The sequence below is a fragment of the Stenotrophomonas sp. 10L48 genome, from assembly GCF_056395105.1.
The window spans coordinates 26,969-47,761 of sequence record NZ_JBFTIX010000007.1; the positions used below are offsets into that span (position 1 = coordinate 26,969).

Annotated in this window: 20 protein-coding genes; 10 read left to right on the forward strand and 10 right to left on the reverse strand. The window is 66.9% G+C overall.

Annotated elements, in window-relative coordinates; all coding sequences use genetic code 11:
* Nucleotides 1-65: 65 nt before the first annotated feature.
* A complete protein-coding gene (locus AC1DCU_RS13185; RefSeq protein WP_025877061.1) occupies nucleotides 66-788 on the reverse strand; it encodes an AraC family transcriptional regulator in 723 nt (240 codons plus the stop codon).
* 119 nt (nucleotides 789-907) lie between these two features.
* Here AC1DCU_RS13185 and AC1DCU_RS13190 point away from each other — a divergent pair, with 119 nt between their 5' ends.
* Nucleotides 908-3,004 carry a catalase gene (locus tag AC1DCU_RS13190; RefSeq protein WP_442251906.1) on the forward strand — a complete coding sequence of 699 codons (2,097 nt, stop codon included), beginning with the start codon at nucleotides 908-910 and terminating at the stop codon, nucleotides 3,002-3,004.
* A 21-nt stretch (nucleotides 3,005-3,025) separates the two neighbouring features.
* Nucleotides 3,026-3,514, forward strand: a complete 489-nt coding sequence (locus AC1DCU_RS13195; protein ID WP_442251905.1) for a hypothetical protein — start codon at nucleotides 3,026-3,028, stop codon at nucleotides 3,512-3,514.
* On the opposite strand, the gene AC1DCU_RS13200 is transcribed toward AC1DCU_RS13195, so the two are convergent.
* Nucleotides 3,511-4,245 carry an alpha/beta fold hydrolase gene (locus AC1DCU_RS13200; RefSeq protein ID WP_442251904.1) on the reverse strand — a complete coding sequence of 245 codons (735 nt, stop codon included), beginning with the start codon at nucleotides 4,243-4,245 and terminating at the stop codon, nucleotides 3,511-3,513. The two genes, AC1DCU_RS13195 and AC1DCU_RS13200, sit on opposite strands and share 4 nt — an antisense overlap.
* A 151-nt stretch (nucleotides 4,246-4,396) precedes the next feature.
* On the opposite strand from AC1DCU_RS13200, the gene AC1DCU_RS13205 reads away from it, so the two are divergent.
* Nucleotides 4,397-4,936, forward strand: a complete 540-nt coding sequence (locus AC1DCU_RS13205; RefSeq protein ID WP_105164494.1) for a hypothetical protein — start codon at nucleotides 4,397-4,399, stop codon at nucleotides 4,934-4,936.
* Between the two features lie 14 nt (nucleotides 4,937-4,950).
* Nucleotides 4,951-5,241 carry a hypothetical protein gene (locus AC1DCU_RS13210; protein ID WP_032951973.1) on the forward strand — a complete coding sequence of 97 codons (291 nt, stop codon included), beginning with the start codon at nucleotides 4,951-4,953 and terminating at the stop codon, nucleotides 5,239-5,241.
* 84 nt (nucleotides 5,242-5,325) lie between these two features.
* Here the strand turns inward: AC1DCU_RS13210 and AC1DCU_RS13215 are convergent, their stop codons facing one another.
* Entirely contained in the window at nucleotides 5,326-7,452 is a 2,127-nt protein-coding gene (locus AC1DCU_RS13215) for a methyl-accepting chemotaxis protein (protein ID WP_025877051.1), read from the reverse strand.
* A gap of 234 nt (nucleotides 7,453-7,686) precedes the next feature.
* On the opposite strand from AC1DCU_RS13215, the gene AC1DCU_RS13220 reads away from it, so the two are divergent.
* Both AC1DCU_RS13220 and AC1DCU_RS13225 read left to right on the forward strand, forming a co-directional pair.
* The gene (locus AC1DCU_RS13220; RefSeq protein ID WP_154264176.1) at nucleotides 7,687-8,652 is read left to right on the forward strand and encodes a L,D-transpeptidase family protein; all 966 of its coding nucleotides are present in this window, start codon (nucleotides 7,687-7,689) and stop codon (nucleotides 8,650-8,652) included.
* 4 nt (nucleotides 8,653-8,656) lie between these two features.
* A complete protein-coding gene (locus AC1DCU_RS13225) occupies nucleotides 8,657-9,313 on the forward strand; it encodes a M23 family metallopeptidase (RefSeq protein WP_442251903.1) in 657 nt (218 codons plus the stop codon).
* Nucleotides 9,314-9,343: 30 nt separating this feature from the next.
* Here AC1DCU_RS13225 and AC1DCU_RS13230 read toward each other — a convergent pair whose 3' ends face one another.
* From AC1DCU_RS13230 to hflK, 5 genes are all read right to left on the reverse strand, one after another.
* Nucleotides 9,344-10,000 carry a hypothetical protein gene (locus AC1DCU_RS13230; protein WP_442251902.1) on the reverse strand — a complete coding sequence of 219 codons (657 nt, stop codon included), beginning with the start codon at nucleotides 9,998-10,000 and terminating at the stop codon, nucleotides 9,344-9,346.
* 144 nt (nucleotides 10,001-10,144) lie between these two features.
* Complete coding sequence (locus AC1DCU_RS13235) at nucleotides 10,145-11,437, reverse strand: adenylosuccinate synthase (RefSeq protein ID WP_025877044.1); 1,293 nt, start codon at nucleotides 11,435-11,437, stop codon at nucleotides 10,145-10,147.
* 294 nt (nucleotides 11,438-11,731) lie between these two features.
* Nucleotides 11,732-11,917: a DUF2065 domain-containing protein gene (locus AC1DCU_RS13240; RefSeq protein WP_025877042.1), complete on the reverse strand. Its 186-nt coding sequence runs from the start codon at nucleotides 11,915-11,917 to the stop codon at nucleotides 11,732-11,734.
* 67 nt (nucleotides 11,918-11,984) lie between these two features.
* A complete protein-coding gene (gene hflC / locus AC1DCU_RS13245; protein WP_025877040.1) occupies nucleotides 11,985-12,848 on the reverse strand; it encodes a protease modulator HflC in 864 nt (287 codons plus the stop codon).
* Nucleotides 12,845-13,981 carry an FtsH protease activity modulator HflK gene (hflK, locus tag AC1DCU_RS13250; RefSeq protein ID WP_025877038.1) on the reverse strand — a complete coding sequence of 379 codons (1,137 nt, stop codon included), beginning with the start codon at nucleotides 13,979-13,981 and terminating at the stop codon, nucleotides 12,845-12,847. Before hflK ends, hflC begins: the two co-directional genes overlap by 4 nt.
* Before the next feature lie 152 nt (nucleotides 13,982-14,133).
* Between hflK and AC1DCU_RS13255 the strand changes: the two genes are divergently transcribed.
* Both AC1DCU_RS13255 and pilH read left to right on the forward strand, forming a co-directional pair.
* Complete coding sequence (locus tag AC1DCU_RS13255) at nucleotides 14,134-15,129, forward strand: YhdH/YhfP family quinone oxidoreductase (RefSeq protein ID WP_032976611.1); 996 nt, start codon at nucleotides 14,134-14,136, stop codon at nucleotides 15,127-15,129.
* Between the two features lie 88 nt (nucleotides 15,130-15,217).
* Nucleotides 15,218-15,589, forward strand: coding sequence for a twitching motility response regulator PilH (gene pilH, locus AC1DCU_RS13260; protein ID WP_005410644.1), 372 nt, complete (start codon nucleotides 15,218-15,220; stop codon nucleotides 15,587-15,589).
* A 143-nt stretch (nucleotides 15,590-15,732) separates the two neighbouring features.
* On the opposite strand, the gene AC1DCU_RS13265 is transcribed toward pilH, so the two are convergent.
* Entirely contained in the window at nucleotides 15,733-16,635 is a 903-nt protein-coding gene (locus AC1DCU_RS13265; protein ID WP_442251901.1) for a DnaJ C-terminal domain-containing protein, read from the reverse strand.
* A gap of 259 nt (nucleotides 16,636-16,894) precedes the next feature.
* Here AC1DCU_RS13265 and AC1DCU_RS13270 point away from each other — a divergent pair, with 259 nt between their 5' ends.
* Both AC1DCU_RS13270 and AC1DCU_RS13275 read left to right on the forward strand, forming a co-directional pair.
* Nucleotides 16,895-17,377, forward strand: a complete 483-nt coding sequence (locus AC1DCU_RS13270; RefSeq protein WP_025877032.1) for a peroxiredoxin — start codon at nucleotides 16,895-16,897, stop codon at nucleotides 17,375-17,377.
* Nucleotides 17,378-17,407: 30 nt separating this feature from the next.
* Nucleotides 17,408-17,989, forward strand: coding sequence for a ferritin-like domain-containing protein (locus tag AC1DCU_RS13275; protein WP_282280069.1), 582 nt, complete (start codon nucleotides 17,408-17,410; stop codon nucleotides 17,987-17,989).
* A gap of 399 nt (nucleotides 17,990-18,388) precedes the next feature.
* Here the strand turns inward: AC1DCU_RS13275 and pbpC are convergent, their stop codons facing one another.
* Nucleotides 18,389-20,773, reverse strand: coding sequence for a penicillin-binding protein 1C (pbpC, locus tag AC1DCU_RS13280; protein WP_442251747.1), 2,385 nt, complete (start codon nucleotides 20,771-20,773; stop codon nucleotides 18,389-18,391).
* Nucleotides 20,774-20,793: the final 20 nt, after the last annotated feature.

The following is a 20,793-nucleotide window of genomic DNA, read 5'->3' on the forward strand; positions in this document are numbered from 1 at the left end:
GGCTACAAGGGCGACACCTTACCGTGTCCAGCCGCCGCGGGGATAGGCACAGCGCAGCAGGAAACTCAGGCCGGTACCGGCTCGCCGACATTGCCGCCGATACGGGCGCGGTAGGCGCGCGGGGAGAAACCGGTTTCAGCCTTGAACTTGCGGGTGAACGCGCTCTGGTCGCTGAAACCGCAGGCCTGGCCGATGCAGGCAATGCTCTCGTTGCCATGCAGCAGGTGCATGGCCATCTGGATCCGCAGCCGGGTCAGCACCTGCTGCGGCGTCATCTGGAACACCTTGCGGAAGCTGCGCTCCAGCTTGGACAACGAGAACCCGGTGATGTCCAGCAGCGTCTGCATCCGCACGTTCTCGGCGTAGTGCGTATTGAGGTGGGCCAAGGCCAGACGGAGCTGCTCGTACTGGGTCCCCAGGCTGTCCTTCTGGCCGAGGTCGCGGGAAATGCCGATCAGCCCCTCGACCTGCCCGTCCACCAGCAGCGGGCGTTTGCAGGTCAGGCACCAGCCCGGTTCGCGGTTGGCGAACAGGTGCAGCTCCATCAGGTTCTCGATCACCTCGCCGGACAGCACGCGTGCGTCCTGGTCGACATAGTCCGCACTCAGGCCGGTGGGGTAGATCTCGGCCGCGGTGCGTCCGATCACGTCCTTGCGCGCACGCAGGCCCAGCCGTCGCAGCATGGTCTGGTTGACGTAGGTGTAGCGGCCCTGGCGATCCTTCATGAAGAACAGCACGTCCGGAATGGCGTCGAACAGGGCTTCGATGTCGGCGGGTTCGACTCGCATGCGGCAAGCATACCCGAGCCGCCGATTTGTCTGCGCGTTCACTCCCACGGGACCGTGCATTAACGCCGGCGGCGCCACTGTCTGGAGTCTGCCCCCCTACCCGCTCCAGGAGATCCTCCATGGCCGCCAGCAAGCCGACCGGCAAGCGCGCTCCCGCCACCACCTCCGCCGACCCTGACAGCCGCGGCCAGGGCGATGAACTGCATCCGCTCGCAGGAGGCGCCCATCCGGTACTGACCAGCAACCAGGGCATTCCGGTTGCAGACAACCAGAACTCCCTGCGCCAGGGACCGCGTGGACCCACCCTGCTGGAAGACTTCCTGCTGCGCGAGAAGATCACCCACTTCGACCACGAGCGTATTCCCGAGCGCATCGTCCATGCACGCGGTTCGGCCGCCCACGGCTTCTTCGAACTGACCCGCTCGCTGGGCAAGGTGACCCGGGCGAAGATCCTCACCGAGGTCGGGGTGAAGACGCCGGTGTTCACCCGCTTCTCCACGGTTGCCGGCGGCGCCGGCTCGGTCGACACCCCGCGCGACGTGCGCGGCTTCGCGGTGAAGTTCTACACCAGGGAAGGCAACTGGGACCTGGTCGGCAACAACATTCCGGTGTTCTTCATCCAGGACGCGATCAAGTTCCCCGACCTGATCCATGCGGTGAAGATGGAACCGGACCGCGCCTTCCCGCAGGCAGCCAGCGCACACGACACGTTCTGGGATTTCGTCTCGCTGATGCCCGAATCGATGCACATGATCATGTGGGCGATGAGCGACCGCACGATTCCGCGCTCGCTGCGCACCATCGAAGGCTTCGGCATCCACAGCTTCCGCCTGCTGGATGAGGAAGGGAACTCCACCTTCGTCAAGTTCCACTGGCGGCCGAAGCTCGGGCTGCAGTCCACCGTCTGGGACGAGGCGCTGAAGCTGCAGGCCGCCGACAACGATTTCCACCGCCGCGACCTGTTCGAGGCGATCCAGCGCGGCGACTTCCCCGAGTGGGAGCTGGCCGTGCAGCTGTTCACCGAAGAACAGGCCGATGGCTTCCCGTTCGACCACCTGGACCCGACCAAGATCATCCCCGAGTCGCTGGTGCCGCTGCAGGTGATCGGACGCATGGTGCTGGACCGCTGGCCGGACAATTTCTTCGCCGAGACCGAGCAGGTCGCCTTCTGCCCGGCCAACGTGCCGCCGGGCATCGATTTCAGCAATGACCCGCTGCTGCAGGGGCGGCTGTTCTCCTATCTGGATACCCAGCTGATCCGCCTGGGCGGACCGAACTTCAACCAGATTCCGATCAACGCACCGAAGTGCCCGTTCGCCAACCATCAGCGCGATGGCCACATGCAGATGCAGGTGCCGAAGGGGCGCGTGGCCTACGACCCCAGTTCGCTGCAGGAAGACAGCCCGCGCGAGACGCCCGCCGGTTTCCGCAGCCACGCCAGCGCCGATGATGGGCGCAAGGGCCGCACCCGCGCGGAGAGCTTTGCCGACCACTACAGCCAGGCGCGGATGTTCTTCCGCAGCCTGGAAAAACCGGAACAGGCGCACCTGGCCTCGGCGCTGGTGTTCGAGCTGTCGAAGGTGGAAACGGAGAAGGTGCGCGTGCGCACCGTCAGCCATCTGCGCAACATCGACGAAGGCCTGGCCAAGCGCGTGGCCGACGGGCTGGCACTGGGCACGCTGCCCGCCCCGGCACCGACGGCAACCCCTGCACAGGACCTGCCCGCCGCACCCGAGGTCCGCGTGATCGGCCGCAACAAGCCCCTGCTGCAGGGGCGCTGCATCGGCATCCTGTTCGACGAGGGCTCCGATGCACGGGTGATCGCCAATCTGCGCAAGTCCGCCGAAAAGGCCGGCGCCAGCGTCAAGCTGGTCGCGCCGAAAATTGGCGGTGCCACGCTCAGCGACGGCAAAACGCAGGCCGCCGATGGACAGCTGGCCGGTACCCCGTCGGTGGTGTTCGACGCAGTGGCGGTCGTGCTGAGTGCCGACGCCGGCAAGGCCTTGGCCAAGGAAGCGGCAGCCGTGGGCTTTGTCAGCGATGCCTGGGCGCACCTGAAAGCCATCGCCAGTGACGAAGGCGCACAGGCCCTGTTGAAGGCAGCGCGCGTCGGCAACGATGCCGGCACCGTGGAGGCCGAAGACAGCAAGGCCTTCCTCGCCGCTGCCGCCACCCGCCAGTGGGCACGCGAGCCGAAGCTGCGCCTGCTGGCCTGACCATCCGACAGGAGAATCCCCATGCCCCGTGGTGACAAATCCGCCTATACCGACAAGCAGAAGCGCCAGGCCGAGCATATCGAAGAGAGTGAGCGCGAACGCGGTGCCAGTGAAGGCACCGCCGAGCGCATCGCCTGGGCCACCGTGAACAAGCAGGATGGTGGTGGAAAGCGCAGCGGCAGCGCGCGCCAGGCAACGAAGAAGGTGGCCAGAAAGACAACGGCGAAGAAGGCTTCCGCAAGCAAGGCGACTGCAAAGAAGGTGGCGAAGAAGACCGCTGCGAAGAAGACGCCTGCGAAGAAGGCCGTCACCAGGAAGACTGCTGCAAAGAAGGCGGTGAAGAAGGCCCCTGCGAAGGTCCCTGCAAAGAAGGCAGCCGCCGGGAAGGCAACGCAGAAGAGCGCCTCACGCAGCACCGCAGCGAAGAAGGCCGCGAAGACCCGTGCAGCAAAAAAGGCGGTACGCAAGACCGCGGCGAAGAAGGCCGCACGCACCCGCGCCGGCAGTTAGCCGGTAGCGGGCAGCGCCCTCACCCAACCGGCCACCACCGCGGCGGCCGGTTCGGCACAGGCCTGCAGCAGCAGATGCGGCCCGTCCAGGGCCACGTGCCGCGCGTCCGGCAGCAGGGTCTGCAGCTCGGCTACGCTCGGTGGCCACAGCAGCCGGTCATGACCCGCCTGCAGGCACAGCGCCGGCACCCCGATCTGCGGCAGCAATGCGCGTACGTCCACCCGCAGGGTCGCTGCGGCGCGCTGCCGCAACGTGGTCGCTGGAACCTGAGCCAACGCAGCGCGCAGCATCGACATGTGCTCGCCGGTGCGCCACCGCCCCAGCAGCAGGCGCGCCAGCATCGCCACGGGAGGCACCGGCCAGGCCGGTGACAGCAGTGCCGCGCCGGCTGCCGGCAATGGCACGGGCCGGCGCGCAAAGGTCGCGGCCAGCACCAGTCCGCGCAGCGCTGCGGGCTGGCGCGCGGCCAGCTCGACTGCCAACGGCCCCGAGAAGGACTCGGCAAGCAGGATGAAGGGGTGGCGGGGCAGCTGCGGCCACAGCCATCTGGCAAGCGTGGCGTAATCCTGCCCGCCCTGCGCAGGCAGCGCGATCGCCTGCGTCGTCAGCCCATGAGCCTGCAGTGCGGACAGCAACGGGGTCGACATGCTGCCGGTGCCATCCAAGCCCGGCAGCATCAGTACGTGCAGCGGCGCGGCCGACGCGGCATCACAGCCCTGTTTTTTCCTCACGTCCCGTTCCCATGCCAGCTCCTTTGCTGGCAAGCATCGCCCGGATCGGCAGGCGAAGGAACCTCTTCCTGGCTCTCCCTCTGCTGTGCCGGCCAAGGTTGCGCGATACTGCCGGCTCCGCCGCAGGATGCGGCTACCAAGGAGAGCGTTGATGCGAGGGACCTACGCACTGGCCATGATGGCCCTGATGCTGCCACTGACCACCTTTGCCAGCGATGGCTGGATAAATGGCGACGGCAAGGCGGTGCCGCAGACCGATGCCATGAAATCCAGCGATGGCTTTGCGGCATCCCTGCTGGTCACCTCCGACGCCGACTGGCGGGGCAAGTGGGAAACTCCACCGGAGAGCACTCCCAGCTTTACCGAGGCCAGCGAAGTCCACCTGGGCGGAGAATTGTTCCTGCTGACATTCCTGTCCAACCCGCAACTGGATGAGAACCGCGTACCCAAGGTGCACTGCGATCTGCGCATGCTTCGCCCGGACGGCAGTACCAGTGTCGACGAACGCGATGTTCCCTGCTTCACTGCCGCCCTGCCCGGCCCGCCAACCCTGCTGTACATGACCAGTGTGCAGCTGAAGTTCGTCGCCGAGGCAGGTGACCCGAAGGGCACGTGGACCGCGCAGGTGGTGGTCAGGGATCTGTTGCGGAATGTAAGCCTGCCCCTGCAGGCCCGCTTCGACGTCCGTTGACAGGAGGCCTGCAGATGAAGATGCGACGACTTCTGAGCTGGACAGGCCTTGCGCTGTGCGTGGTCTACCTGCTGTTGACCGCGTGGCTGGTCCACGGCGCGCAGACAGACGCCGACCCGAAGGGTACCTACATCCTGATGGCACTCCCCATCACCCTGCAGTCTGCCGCGCTTGATGCCATCGGCGCAGGCAGCCTGTTGTACGGCAAGCCCTGGTCGACCGCGTATGCGGTGCTGGTTCCGCCAACCCTGCTGTTGCTGTACGCGGCCGGTTGGTTGATCGAACGCTCGGCACGCGGGCGCTAGCGGAACTCAACCGTTGCGTGCATCGACGCCCTGCATGCGGGTCATCGCATGCAGGGCGCCACCCAACATCGCGCTGTCGCTGGCTTACGCCGCGCGTGCAGGCAGGCTGGGCATGCGTGCCCCCTGCTCCAGCTGGAACACCGACACCGACGTGGTCAGCGCATGCGCCTGCTCTTCCAGCGCGCGGCTGGCAGCGGTCGCCTCTTCCACCAGCGCAGCGTTCTGCTGGGTCACCTGGTCCATCTGCACCACCACCTGGTTGACCTGCTCGATGCCGGCCGCCTGTTCCTTGCTGGCGGCGGCGATGTCGCTCATCAGCTGGGTGGTACGCGAGCTCGCCTGGGCCACGCGGGCAATGGCGGCTTCCGATTCCACGGTCACGGCCAGACCACTCTGCACCTTGGCAGCGGCGTCCTCGATCAACTCCTTGATCTCCTTGGCAGCGACACCGGCACGCTGTGCCAGCGTACGCACTTCGCTGGCCACCACCGCAAAGCCGCGTCCCTGTTCGCCGGCACGCGCCGCTTCCACTGCAGCGTTCAGCGCCAGGATGTTGGTCTGGAAGGCGATGCCATCGATCACCGTGGAGATTTCCGAAATGCGCGCCGAAGACTGGTCGATCTCGCCCATCACCGTGGCCATCTGCGCCATGGCCTGCTCGGTCTCGCGCACGGCAACGCCGGCCGCATGCGCTTCGCTGTCAGCCTGGCGTGCCAGTTCGGCGTTCTGGCGCACGGTCGAGGTCAGCTCTTCCATCGAGGCGGCAGCCTCTTCCAGATTCGCGGCCTGTTGCTCGGTACGGCGCGACAGATCGTTGTTGCCGGCCGCCAGTTCCTGTGCCGCGTTGTTGATGCTGTCGGCGGCCACCTGGATGCCACGCACGATTCCGGTCAGCTGCGTGGTGGTGGCATTGGCATCGTCACGCATGCGCGCGAACACGCCCTCGTACTCGCCCTCCATGCGCGCGGTGAGGTTGCCATGCGAGATGGCGCGCAGCACGTCGGAGACATCGGCGATGCTGGCCTGCGAACTGGCCATCATGCCGTTGAGGTGGTTCACCATCGCCTGGAACTGGTACTGGAATGCCGCGGCGTCGCCACGCACGCTGAAATCGCCAGCGCGCGCGGCACGGGCCAGTTCATCGATCTGCGCGTTGATCGCCATCAGGCTCTGCTTCACCGCCGCCAGGGTACGGGTCAGCGTGCCCTTCTCACCCGGGTACTCGGGCAGATCGCGGCTGAGGTCGCCGATGGCATAGCGCTGCATCACCTCGGCCATCAGCAGCTGCACCTGCACGTGTGATTCGACCAGGTGGTTGGTGGCCTGCACCATGCGGCCGAAGTCGCCGGGGAACGCACTGGCGTCCATCCGGTAACGGATCGCGCCGGCTTCATGCTGCTCGGCCATCTGCAGCTGCGCGCCGATGGCGGCCTGAACGCTCTGGCGCACGCTGGCCATGGCCTCGCCGAGCTGGGTCAGCTCGTCACGGCCACCCAGGCGGAATTCCTGGTCCAGTTCACCCTTGGACAGGCGCTCGGCCAGCTGCACTGCACGCGCCAGCGGGCCGGTCATGCTGCGACCGATCAGTACCGATGCGGCGATGCCTGCCAGCAGCGCCACGCCACCCAGCACCAGCAGCTGCAGCAGGCTGCGCTCGCCCAGGCGGATCGCCTCGGCAGCGGCCTCGCGGCTTTCCTTTTCTTCATAGGCCACGCCATCGGCCAGCGCCTTGTTCCAGCCATTGGCCGCTTCCTGCACCGGGCCCAGGGTCAGCGCCACGGCGCCGGGGAAATCGCCCTGTTCCATCAGTTCGCTGGTCTGCTTGTTGAGCGGACGGGCGAGCGCGCGCTTGGCGGCGATGGTCTCGCCGATCACCTTGCCTTCGGCATCGCCGGGCAGGGCCTGGTAGGCCGTCCAACTGGCCTCGTAGCGCTTGACCAGAGCGGCGATGCGCTGCTCGTCGTTGGCACGGTCTTCGCCCTGGCGGATCAGCATCTCGCGTCGCACGACCATCATCTGGTTGTTGGCATCAAGCATCTCCGACAGCAGCCGCACCTTGGCTACGCCGACCTCGACCACCTGCTCCATCGCGCGCTTCTGCACCATGGTGGCGGTGGCACCGGTAGCGACCACGGCGGCAACCAGCAGCAACAACAGGCCAAAGCCAAGCCCAAGACGCCAGGCGACCCTGACGTTCCTCAAGTAGTTCATGGGGTGAATCCAAAACGGGGGGGATGCGCCCATATCGGCCCGCCAGCCGGGAATCTTGATCGCCTCCCGCTCTACTGCGTCGGAAGCCGTTCACCTTGGTGAGACCCGGCCTCCCGCTTCTGCCGCGGGAGGATGGCCCGGCGGCGCGGCCCCACTGCTCATGCTGGCATCAGTTTTCTTTCACGGCGGCTGCGCAGCGTCTACGGGCAGGGTGGAGGCGTGATCTGCCTGGAGATGCCCATGCCCGTATGCCGCCCCGCCCTGCTCGCCCTGTCGCTGCTGATGTCGCCCGCCTTTGCGCAGACGCCCCCGCCCGCCGGCCTGCCAGCACCCATCGCCGAAAAGGCCGGCCCTGACACGGCGGCGCACTCGCCCCTGCACGCTCAGGTACTTCTGGACCGCGCCAATTTCTCTCCGGGCGAAATCGATGGCGAAGTGGGCAGCAATCAACGCCGCGCGGTGTCCGGCTTCCAGGCAGCGCACGGACTGACGGTCAGCGGCGAACTGGACGACGCCACCTGGAGGGCCCTGCAGGCCGACTCGGTCGGCCCCCTTGCCAGCTACACGCTGACCGCAGAGGACGTGGCCGGTCCGTTCGTTGCGGTTCCCAAAAAGCCCGCCGACCAGGCCAAGCTGAAGGCACTGGGCTTCAGCAGCGTGGAGGAATCGCTGGGCGAGCGCTTCCATGCCGCACCGGAGCTGCTGAAGGCGCTCAATCCCGGTGTGGATCTGAGCAAGGCCGGCAGCCGGATCCAGGTGCCCAACATTGCGCCCGCTGCATTGCCCAAGGCCGCCAAACTGGTGGTCGACAAATCCGACTCCACCCTGCAACTGCTGGACGCGCAGGGCAAGGTGATCGCGCAGGTACCGGTATCGTCGGGCAGCGAGCACGACCCGCTGCCGATCGGTGAGTGGAAGATCCTCGGCGTCTACCCGGACCCGCCATTCCACTACAACCCGAAGCTGTTCTGGGATGCCAGGAAGGGCGATCGCAAGGCCACGATTCCGCCCGGCCCGAACAATCCGGTCGGCCGGGTCTGGATCGACCTGTCCAAACCCCATTACGGCCTGCACGGTACGCCGGTGCCCGGCCATGTCGGCAAGACCGAATCGCACGGCTGCGTGCGCATGACCAACTGGGATGTGCTGCGCGTGGCTGCAGCCGTGGATACGTCGGTACCGGTCGTCATGCAGGAGTGAGCCGATGCGACTAGCGCAACTGATCGTACTGGGGCTGGTGATGGGCGTGGCAGCCGGATGGTGGTTGCAGCGTGATGGCGAGCCGTCCGATGACACGGGTGCCCGCCCCCTTGAAGTGGCGCAGACCTCCGCTGCAGCCGACAGCGCCCGTGCCGTACCCGTGGAGCAGGCGACAACGGCAATCGCTGCGCCCGCCCCAGCAGCAACGGGCGACACACCCTCCGGCCTGCTGCTGCCGGTACAGGGCATCACGCCCTCGCAACTGCAGGACACCTTCACCGACGCACGCAGCGAAGGCCGCGTGCACGATGCGATCGACATCATGGCTGCTGCCGGCACACCGGTACTGGCGGTGGCCGATGGCCATGTCGAGAAGCTGTTCGACAGCGAGCGTGGCGGCCTGACCATCTATCAGTTCGAACCCAGCGGCCGCTGGTGCTACTACTACGCGCACCTGCAGCGCTACGCCGACGGCCTGGCCGAAAAGCAGACCATCAAGCGCGGCGACGTGATCGGCTACGTCGGCAGCACCGGCAACGCCAACCCCGAAGCCCCGCACCTGCATTTCGAAGTGCACGTGCTGGGCCCGGAGAAGCAATGGTGGAAGGGCGAGTCGATCAATCCCTATCCATTGCTGAAAAAAGGGGACGGAGGGGATTAAGTCGCAACCCGCACGGTCTGGTCGTGGCGGCTAGGCAGCGCGTGGACGCTGCCTGCGCAGCGCGATGGTGAAGATCACCAGTGCGATGCCTGGAACCAGCAGCAACAGCGCTGCCAGTTTCCAGAAGAAGAACGGCCACAACCAGAGGTAGTCCAGGTCGGTCAGTTTCAGAAGATCCAACGGCGGCTGCACTTCGATCGTTGCTGGCCTGCCGGCCAGCGCCGGCTCCACTTCCAGCACGGTCACCCGCAGCCAGGAGCGGCCACGGGGCAATGCATCACCGCGGCCATAGCCGAAGTACGCGGCGGTAAAAACAGCCGTTTCAACGGTTTCCAGCCTGCGCACAACATCCGTCCCGGCTGGGCCAGAACGCACGCCCGCACGGAAGTCCGCATGCTCGTTGGGGGTGTCGACACGCATCAGCACGTCGGAGTCGAGGGCCGGGTCGGCGGCGTTGGGCGGGTAACGCAGCCGCAACCGCAGGCGATCATCAATGAAGCGGTAGACCGTGATCTCCGCGCTCGCACCGGGGCTCAGCACCAGCGGCAGGGTCTGCGTGCGTGACGCCAGGTGGTTGGCCACGGCACCCACCGCCAACACCACACAGGCGACTGCCCACAGGCCCCAGAACACCCACAGGGTGATCCGCAGCACCCGCGTCCCTTTCGCGCTGACATCGCCGGTCATCGATCCGCTTCCCTGCTTGCATTGCGTACACACTAACGAAAAAGCCCCGCTTTCGCGGGGCTTCTTCTTTCAGCGACGCCGGGCATGGCCCGGCGCTACCGGTGCGGCAGCGTTGCCAGGCAGCGTCTGGCATCGCCGCATCGCTCAGGCGAACGGATCCTGCAGGACCATGGTGTGGTCGCGGTCCGGGCCGGTGGAGACGATGCTGATCGGGCAGCCGGCCAGCTCTTCCAGCGAACGCAGGTAGGCGCGTGCGGCCGGCGGCAGGTCGTCCCAGTTGGTGATGCCGTGGGTGTTTTCGGTCCAGCCCGGGAACTCCAGGTACACCGGGGTGCACTCTTCCCAGCCCTGCGCGTCCAGCGGCGCGTACTCGGTACGCTTGCCGTTGTATTCATAGGCGATGCAGACCTTCAGCTTTTCCATGCCGTCCAGCACGTCCAGCTTGGTGATGCACAGGCCGCTGATGCCGTTGATGGCCACGGCGCGCTTCAGCGCGACGATGTCCATCCAGCCACAGCGACGCGGGCGGCCGGTCGAGGCACCGTATTCGGCGCCGCGGTCGCGGATGCCCTGACCGATTTCATCGTCCAGCTCGGTCGGGAACGGGCCGCCGCCAACGCGGGTCGCGTAGGCCTTGGCAATGCCCAGCACGTAGTCGATCGCATCGGCGCCGACGCCGGCACCGGCCAGCGCACCACCGACGGTGGTGTTGGAGCTGGTGACGTACGGGTAGGTACCGTGGTCGATGTCCAGCAGCGCGCCCTGCGCACCTTCGAACAGCACGCGCTTACCCTGCTTGCGCAGGTCATGCAGGATGCCGGCAACGTCCGACTTCATCGGCTGCACGTACTCGCCGAAGGCCAGCGCCTCGTCGAAGGTCTTCTGGAAATCGACCGCGTCGGTGTTCAGGTACTTGGTCAGCACGAAGTTGTGGTAATCCAGCGCGGTGCGCAGGAGTTCTTCCAGCTGCTTCGGATAATGCAGGTCGGCGATGCGGATGCCGCGACGCGCCACCTTGTCTTCGTAGGCCGGGCCGATGCCACGACCGGTGGTGCCGATCGCCTTGCCGCCGGCAGCGCGTTCGCGCGCCTGGTCCAGGGCGATGTGGTACGGCATGATCAGCGGCGCGGCCGGGGAGATCTTCAGGCGCGAACGCACTTCCACTCCGGAGGTTTCCAGCTCGGCGATTTCCTTCTGCAGCGCGGCCGGCGAGATCACCACGCCGTTGCCGATCAGGCACAGCGCATCGTCACGCAGGATGCCCGACGGGATCAGGTGCAGGACGGTCTTCTTGCCGTTGATGACCAGGGTGTGGCCGGCATTGTGGCCGCCCTGGAAGCGCACGACGGCGCCGATTTCCTCAGTGAGCAGATCGACGATCTTGCCCTTGCCTTCATCGCCCCACTGGGCACCAAGCACTACGACAGACTGACCCATGACGGGTTCCTCTATTTGTTGCGGCCATCGGGGCCGCGGACGGGTAAACCGCAGCGGGGCTGGCCAGCGCTTGGGTGGCGGCTCCAAACGGGGAGCGGCCGGCGATGGAAGGCCCAGACACGGAAAAAGCCGAACGGGGAGGCCCGTCCGGCTTTTGTGCATTATCCGGGTTTCCGGGGTCCGGTGCCACCTTTCCGACGGACGGCTTCACCAGCCGGTCAGCCACCCCGCCCCGGTAGTGCCGGCCGCTGGCCGGCAGTCCCAGGTTGCCGGCCAGCGTCCGGCACTACCCTTCTAATGCCGTACCCACCACAGCAGGCTCAACCCGGCCAGCAGGACCAGGCCACCGAAGCTGCGCAGGGCCGGGCTGGGCAGGTCCAGCAGGCGTTCGGCCATGCGCTTCCAGGCCACGGGGGCCACGAACAGCAACAGGCCTTCCAGCACCGCGACCAGACAGACGGCGGCGAACAGATCTTTCATGGGGGAACTCCGGAAAAGCACGAGGCCCGGCGTATGGCCGGGCCCCGTGAGGTACTGCCGTGCGGACTCAGCGATCGTTCTTGAGGTACTGCAGGAACGGGTCGTTCTTGTCCAGCACGATCACGCCGTTGCCGTCGGTCATCGAGCCACGGTAGGCCTCGAGGCTGCGGTAGAACGCGTAGAACGACGGGTCAGCCGAACCGGCCTTGCCGTAGATGCGTGCGGCCTCGGCATCGCCTTCACCACGCAGGCGCTGGGCATCGCGTTCGGCTTCTGCGATCAGCACGGTGCTGTCACGGTCGGCCTGGGCGCGGATGGTCAGCGACTGCTCCTCGCCCTCGGCGCGCAGCTTGGCGGCTTCCTGCTTGCGCTGGGCGCGCATGCGCTCGTACACGTCATTGATCACCTGGCTGTCGGTGGGCAGGTCCACCTGCTTGATGCGCAGGTCGATCATCTGCATGCCCAGCCCGGCAACGGCTTCGTTGATGCCCTTCAGCTGCTCGGCGATCAGCTCGCTGCGGTCGCCGGACACCAGCTGCTGCAGGGTGCGCGAGTTGATCTGGTTACGCAGCGAGTCGGTGATGATCGGTGCCAGGCGGGCGTTGGCGATACGCGGATCGCCACCGGTGGCACGGAAGTAATCGCCCACGTTGGAGATGTAACCGATGGCGAAGAAGTCGACGCTGACGTCCTTCTGCTCGGCCGTGAAGTAACGGGCCGGCGCGGTGTCCAGCACCTGGAAGCGGCGGTCGAACACCCGCACCGTTTCCACCACCGGCAGCTTGAAGTGCAGGCCCGGCTTGATGTCCGAACGCACCACCTTGCCCAGGTTCAGGACCATGGCGGTCTGGTCCTCACGGACCACGTACACCGAGCCGAGCAGGCCCAGCAGCACCGCTACGACAACGGCGATCCAGATTGAATTTCTCATCGGCTGCCCTCCTCACGGCCGCTCGAACGCCCGGTCGGGCGGCCCACCGGCCGGCCCGGATCACGGGAAGCTTCCACTGCGGTGGTACCCGGCAGCGACGGCATCACCACATCGGGGTTCGGAACCGGCGCCGGTGCCGAGGTGCTGGCACGGGTATCACCGGTCATCGGCACGTAGATCAGCTGGCGGCCATCGCCACCAATGACCTTGCGGTTCTCGCTCAGCACCTGCTGCACCGTTTCCAGCCACAGGCGCTTGCGGGTGACTTCCGGTGCGTCCTTGTACTGGGCCTGCAGCAGGCTGAAGCGCTGACCATCACCCTCGGCCTTGGACACCACGGCCTGCTTGTAGCCCTCGGCGGTGGTACGGGCACGCGAGGCCTGGCCGCGCGCTTCAGGCACGACCTTGGCCGCATAGGCCTGGGCTTCGTTGATCAGGCGCTCCTTGACCTGCTGGGCACCGTTGACCTCGTCGAAGGCCGGCTTGACCTCCTCCGGCGGACGGGCGTCCTGCAGGGTCAGGCCGGTCACGGTCAGACCGGTCTTGAAAGCACGCAGCAATGTCTGCAGGCGCTCTTCGGCGGCCACGGCCAGCGGGCCACGGTTGTTCAATACGGCGTTGAGGTCGGCGCGACCGACTTCCTCGCGCACCGCGCTCTGCGCCGACTGTTCCAGCACCTGGTTGGCATCAACGGTGCCGAACAGGTACTGCTGCGGGTCATCGATGCGGTACTGGACGTTCAACGAGACATTGACGATGTTCTCATCGCGGGTCAGCACCGGCACCTGGATCGAGAAGGTCTTGATCTCGGTGGCGTTGACCTTGGTGACCGATTCGATCGGCCAGGGCAACTTGAAGTTCGGGCCAGGGGTCAGGACGCGCGAGAACTGGCCGAAGCGCAGCACCACGCCACGCTGCTGTTCGCCGATCAGCTGGAAGCTGGAGAACAGCACCAGCAGGACCACTGCCGCCACCACCCAACGCAGGATGCCGCCGTCGAACAGATCCTTCAGCGGTCCGGGCAATCCGCCCCAGCCGCCACCATTGCCACCGCCGCGCGACCCGAACGGCCCGCGTCGATTGTCCTCGGGGCCTTGTCCGCCCTTGTTGCCGCCGGGTGTATTCCAGGCCATGCACGCTCCATCAAGATGTGGGCTGCGACGCGGGCCCTTCCCGCAACGCCAGCCGTTAACCACTACCGATCATACAAGATGGGGCGGACCGGCAGGATTGAAAGGGGCCGGAGCGGGTAAGGTGGCGTTTTCCTCGAAGTCAGGCAACGCCGATGGCCCCCACCACCCCGTTCACCGCCTTCCGCATCGAAAAAGACGACGCCGGCTACCGCAGCGGCCTGGTCCCGCTGCGTCTGGACGACCTCAACCCCGGCCAGGTGCTGATCCGCGCCCACTGGTCCTCGGTCAACTACAAGGATGCCCTGGCCGGCACCGGCAAAGGCCGCATCCTGCGCCGCTTCCCGCTGGTGGGCGGGATCGACGTGGCCGGCACGGTGGTCGCCTCCACCGATCCGGCCTGGCGCGAGGGCGATGCGGTACTGGCCACCGGCTGTGGCCTCAGCGAAACCCGTGATGGCGGCTACAGCCAGTATGTGCGACTGGAATCGAGCGCGGTCATCGCCCAGCCGGCGGGCTTGAGCCCACGCGAGGCGATGGTGCTGGGCACCGCCGGCTTCACCGCCGCGCTGGCGCTGCTGCGCCTGCAGGACAACCGGCAGACGCCCGAGCTTGGGCCACTGGCGGTTACCGGCGCCAGCGGTGGGGTCGGTGCTCTGGCCGTGGACATCTTCAGCCGCGCCGGCTATGCCGTGCACGCGATCAGCGGCAAACCGGAACAGAGCGACTTCCTGCGCGGTATCGGTGCTGCCGAGGTGCTGCCGCGTGATGCCCTTGCCGACACCGGTCCGCTGCAGTCGGCACGTTTCGGCGGTGGCCTGGACAACGCCGGCGGGCCGATGCTGGCCAGTCTGCTGGCCCAGACCGTGCCTTACGGCAGCGTGGTCAGTGCGGGACTGGCCGCCAGCCCGACGCTGGACATGACCGTAATGCCCTTCATCCTGCGCGGTGTCTCGCTGCTCGGCGTTTCGTCGGCCAATGCCCCGCGCGCGCTGCGCGAAGAAGTGTGGGCACGCTTGGGTGACGCGTGGAAACCGCAGCACCTGGACCGCATCTGCACCGCCGAAGTCGGTCTGGACGGTCTGCCTGCGGTGTTCGATCGCATGCTGGCGGGCGGCTCGCTTGGCCGCACGGTGGTGCGGATCGACTGAACGTCGCAGGCAGGCGACGGACGGCAGCTGTCGCCCTCCCGCCAACAGGATGCCGGCACTACACTTCCGGCATCACATGGGGAACAACATGGCACGCATTCTGATCGTCGACGACTCACCGTCGCAGCTGTTGGGGATACAGCGCATCGTCGAGAAGCTCGGGCACCAGATCCTGACCGCCACCGATGGTGCGGCCGGAGTGGAGACCGCCAAGGCCGAGCTGCCCGACCTGGTGCTGATGGACGTGGTGATGCCCAACCTCAATGGCTTCCAGGCGACCCGCACGCTCGCCCGCGATGAGGCGACCCGGCATATTCCGGTGATCCTGGTGACCACCAAGGACCAGGACACCGACCGCATGTGGGGCATGCGCCAGGGCGCCAAGGCCTACATCACCAAGCCGTTCTCGGAAGACGAACTGTCCGAAGTGCTGGAGCGGGTGTTCGCCGGTCAAGGCTGACCCACCGCTCCGGTAGATGCCAACCTTGGTTGGCACGCCTCTGCTCTGGTAGATGCCAACCTTGGTTGGCACGCCTCTGCCGGCCAGCGGCCGGCACTACCGCAAGGCGTGCGGACCGAGGTCCGCACCCACCGAAGCGAATTTCAGATCGTTTCGCCAAACGCCTTGGCCAGATTCCGATAGGCCTTCTTCTGCGCGTCGTCCGTCGCCGCCGGGGCGACAATCTCCAGCTCGACGATCTGGTCGCCCTCCGGGCTGCCCGGCAGGCCGCGCCCACGCAGCCGCAGCTTGCGACCGGCGTCGGAATCGGCCGGAATCTTCAGTTCCACCGCGCCGCCCAGGGTCGGCACGCTGATGCTGGTGCCCAACGCGGCCTGCCACGGGGTGACCGGCAGCGTGTACAGGATGTTGCGGCCGTCGACCTCGAACTGCGGATGCGCGGCGTACTCCACTTCCAGCAGCAGGTTGCCGCCGTGATTGCCCTGCCCGGCCAGGCGGATCACCTGCCCGGGACGGATGCCCTTGGGCACGCGCACGTCCAGCTGCTTGCCGTTGACGGTGATGCGCAGGCTGTCGCCGCTGTAGGCCGCCTCCAGCGGTACCGACAGCTTGGCCCGGGTATCGCGGTTGGGCGCATGGCCATGGCTGCTGAAGCCCGGGCCCGGGCCCGGGCCCGGGCCTGCACCCTGGCCGCCGCGCTGGCGCGCGAACAGGCTCTCGAAGAAGTCGCTGAAACCACCGTTGGGGCCACCGCCGCCGAACACTTCCTCGAAATTGAAACCGCCACCGCCGTAGTTCGGCGGCACGTTGAATTCCTCGCCCGGACGATAGCCCTGCGCACGCAACTGGTCATAGGCGTTGCGCTTCTCGGGATCGCGCAACGCCTCGTAGGCCTCGTTGATGGCCTTGAACTTGTCCTCGGCCCCGGCCTCCTTGCTGACGTCCGGGTGGTACTTGCGTGCCAGCCGGCGATAGGCGGTCTTGATTTCCGCCTCGCCCGCGCTCGGTTCCACCCCCAGGGTGGCGTAATAATCCTTGAATTCCATCCAGCTACCTCGATTCGCTTCGGCCGCGCCGGTGGGCGCCGCCCCGGGTTCATTCTACGCGCCGGCGATGCTACGCCGCCGGTCGTGCGGCAACGGTGAGGCCGACTGATCCAGCGCAATGCGCCTGCCATCGCCCGGCCCCATGCTGTGGCTGACAGCCCGCCGCGGACGACGGAGATGGGGTGTATACATGGGTTTTCCAATGTCTTGACGCGTCCGTCCCCTCCTGGCCCCTACCCTCACCCAGCAAGGAGTTCCCATGACCATCCATGTCGGCGACCGTATTCCGGAAGTCACTCTCAAGCGCATCCGCGAAGGCATCGAGACCCTCGATACCCACGCCCTGTTCGACGGGCGCAAGGTGGTGCTGTTCGCCGTGCCCGGTGCGTTCACCCCCACCTGCTCGGCCCGCCACCTGCCCGGGTACGTGGAAAAGTTCGAGGCGTTCCGCCATCGCGGCATCGATGTCTACTGCGTGGCGGTCAACGACCCGTTCGTGATGAAAGCCTGGGCCACCGACCAGCACGTACCCGACGGTCTGCTGATGTTGTCCGACGGCAATGCCGAACTGACCCGTGCACTTGGCCTGGAGCTGGATGCAAGTTCATCCGGCATGGGCACGCGTTCGCGTCGCTTTGCCCTGTACGTGGTGGACGGCACGGTGCGCGCGGCTTGGATCGAGGAGCCCGGCCAGTTCGAGGTGTCGTCAGCCGACTACGTACTGGATCACCTGCCCACCTGAAACCCTGACTGCAGAGGAAACCGGCCAGCCATGTCCAACAAGCCAGCCAAAGCCAGCAACACCTCCCCTTCCGCCAAGGTCGCTGGCATCAGCGATCGCCAGACCCTGCGCGAGCGGGCACGGAAGAACATCGAGGACGGAGCGATCACCGACAGCTACAGCGCCGACCGCAAGGTGGTGATCAAGCTGCTCAACGACGCGCTGGCCACCGAATATGTATGCGTGCTGCGCTACTACCGGCACTACTTCATGGCCAAGGGCATGCTGGCCGATGCGGTCAAGGGCGAGTTCCTCGAGCACGCACAACAGGAGCAGGCGCACGCCGGCAAGCTGGCCGAGCGCATCGTCCAGCTCGGCGGCGCGCCTGACCTCAATCCGGACACGCTGACCGCACGCTCGCACGCCGAATACAAGGAAGGCAGCGACCTGCGCGACATGGTCCGCGAGAATCTGGTGGCCGAGCGCATCGCCATCGACAGCTACCGCGAGATGATCAACTTCATCGGCGACAGCGATACCACCACCAAGCGCATCCTGGAGGAGATCCTGGCGCAGGAGGAGGAGCACGCCGATGAGTTCGCCGACCTGCTGGATGGCTGGATCGGGGAGTAGCGCCAGGCCATGCCCGGGCGAACGCCTTGGTAGTCGCCCACCTTGGTGGGCGGATTCCGCGCGTGCCAACCAAGGTTGGCACCTACCGGGTCATGATGGATCGGTAGCGCCGGGCCATGCCAGCGAACGCCCTGGTAGTTGCCCACCTTGGTGGGCGGCGTCTGCGCGTGCCAACCAAGGTTGGCACCTACCGGGTCCTGGTGGACTACCGGGTCATGGTGGACCGGTAGCGCCGGGCCATGCCCGGCGAACGCCCTGGTAGTCGCCCACCTTGGTGGGCAGCGTCTGCGTGTGCCAACCAAGGTTGGCACCTACCGGGTCTTGGCGGACCGGTAGCGCCGGGCCATGCCCGGCGGGTTGGTGCCCGATCACGTGACATCCGCCCGGCATGGCCCGGCGCTACCGCAGCACGTTGAACCGTACCTGCGTCCAAGCGCCGTCAGCAGCCAGCGCGGTCAACGTATGCGCCCCCGGATCGGCGAACTCGCGCTGCATCAGCTGCGCACCGCGCGTCTGCGCGATCCATCGACCATCCAGCAGCCAGTCCACGGCCTGTTCGCTACCCAATGCGCGCATCTGCAGGCGTACGCCGTGTTCGGCATTGGGTGCACGCGCCAGCGTCGCGCCTTCGTTGAGGCCATCGATATGCAGGGCCACACTGGCCTCGCGGCCATCATCGCGACAGTCCGGCGACAGCGCGGGAAGCTGTGAGGCATCGCGGGTGGCCTTGGGCAGCCAGGGTGACAACAGCGCCGGCCATCGCGCGATTTCCCGCGCGACTTCCTCATGCGGCGCGCTGCAATCAGCCGATACGCGCAGTCCGGTGCGCGCGTCAGCCAGGTAGCGTTGGCGGCCAGGCTGCCATCGCCGTGCCTCGCGTTCGGGGAACGTCGGCGGTGCCGCACCGTCCAGCAGATAGGCCGACAGGCGTCGCTGGCAGAGTGCCGCTGGCAACCCTTCGGCCAGTTCCCCGGTTGGCCAGCAGATGTCTGCCTGGGTCACGCTGGCCGGCATCGGCGCGGCCGCCGCATCGCCGCGTTGGCGCGGCAGGCTGTCGACCACCTCGAACATCAACGGCAAGGCGGTGACCGCGCCGTACTGCCCCGGCAACGGCGTGCCATCGGGGCGCCCCACCCACACGCCCACGGTGTAGTGGCGGGTACTGCCGATCGCCCACGCATCGCGGTAGCCATAGCTGGTTCCGGTCTTCCAGGCCACGCGCGGCCGCCCGCCAACGTCGAACGTGCCAACGCCGTATCCCGGGCGCGGATTCGATTCCAGCATCTCGCGCACGATCCAGCTGGCACCGGGCGAAGCCAGCCGCCGCTCGATCATCGGTTCGTCATCGGTGTAGCGCACGCGGCCGGCAATGCCGTTGCGGTTGAGCGCAGCGAACGCACCGACCAGGTCTTCCAGCCGCGCGCCGGTGCCGCCGAGGATCAGCGACAGATTGGGCGAACTGCCCGGCGGGAAGCGCAACTGGATGCCGGCGTGCGACAGGCGCGCGGCGAAGCGTGCCGCACCTACCCGTTGCAGCAGATCGACCGACGGCACGTTCAGCGACAGGCGCAGCGCACTGGCAGCACTGACCGGGCCGTTGAAGGCCATGTCGAAGTTGCCCGGCCGATAGCTGCCGAAGCTCTGCGGCGCATCCACCAGCAGGCTCTCGGAATGGATCAGGCCATCATCGAGTGCCATCGCATACAGGAACGGCTTCAGCGTGGAGCCCGGCGAGCGCCAGGCCTGCACCATGTCCACGTGGCCCAGCCGTTGCCGATCACCGAAAGACAGCGTGCCGACATACGCACGCGCCTGCAGGGTCTGGTTGTCGACCACCAGCAGTGCGGCTGACGTGCGCTCGGGCAGCGTGGAGAAATAGCTGGCCACGCGCTCTTCAAGGGTGCGCTGCAGGCCGATGTCGATGCTGCTCTGGATCCGCGCCTGCCCCGGATGCGCCGAGTGCAGGCGCTGGGCCAGCAGTGCCGCATGCAGCGGTGGACGCAGCGAGCGTGCGACCACGTTCTCGATGCGCGCATCTTCCACTTCCTCCGGCGTCCATGCGCCGAGCTCGGCCATGCGCGCCAGCACCTTGTCGCGAGCCTTCTGCGCGGCTTCGGGATGACGATCCGGGCGCAAACGGCTGGGTGCCTGTGGCAGCACCGCCAGCAACGCGGCCTCGGCATGCGAAAGTTGCGCGGCCGGCTTACCCAGGTAGGCCCAGCTGGCCGCCTCCACGCCTTCGATGGTGCCACCGTAGGGCGCGCGCTCCAGATACAACGCGAGGATCTCGCGCTTGGACAGGTGCACCTCAAGCTGCACCGCACGCAGCATCTGCTTCAGCTTGCCCCAGGGCGTGCGCGTATGCGGATCGAGAATGCGCGCCACCTGCATGGTCAGGGTCGAGCCTCCGGAGACGATTCGGCCACCCCGCAGCAGCTGCCCACCGGCACGCAGGATCGCCAGCGGATTGATGCCCGGGTGCCGCCAGAACCAGCGATCCTCGTAGGTCAGCAGTGCCTGCAGGTACAGCGGCGACACGCTGTCGACCGACGCCGGATAGCGCCACACGCCCTCGGCATCGGCGAACGCCCGCATCGGGCTGCCGTCAGCGGCGACCACCAGCGTGCTGGTGTCGCGTTGCCGGGGCAACGGCGGCGGGAAGGCGAAATCCAGTATCAGCAGCAGCGCCAGCAACGCCGCCGTGCCCCAGCGCAGCCACGGCCACAGCGGTTGCAGCCGCTGCCGCAGGCGCGGCAGCCGCGATTTCAGCAATCCCACCTTCATCCACGGCATCCAGTGGGACG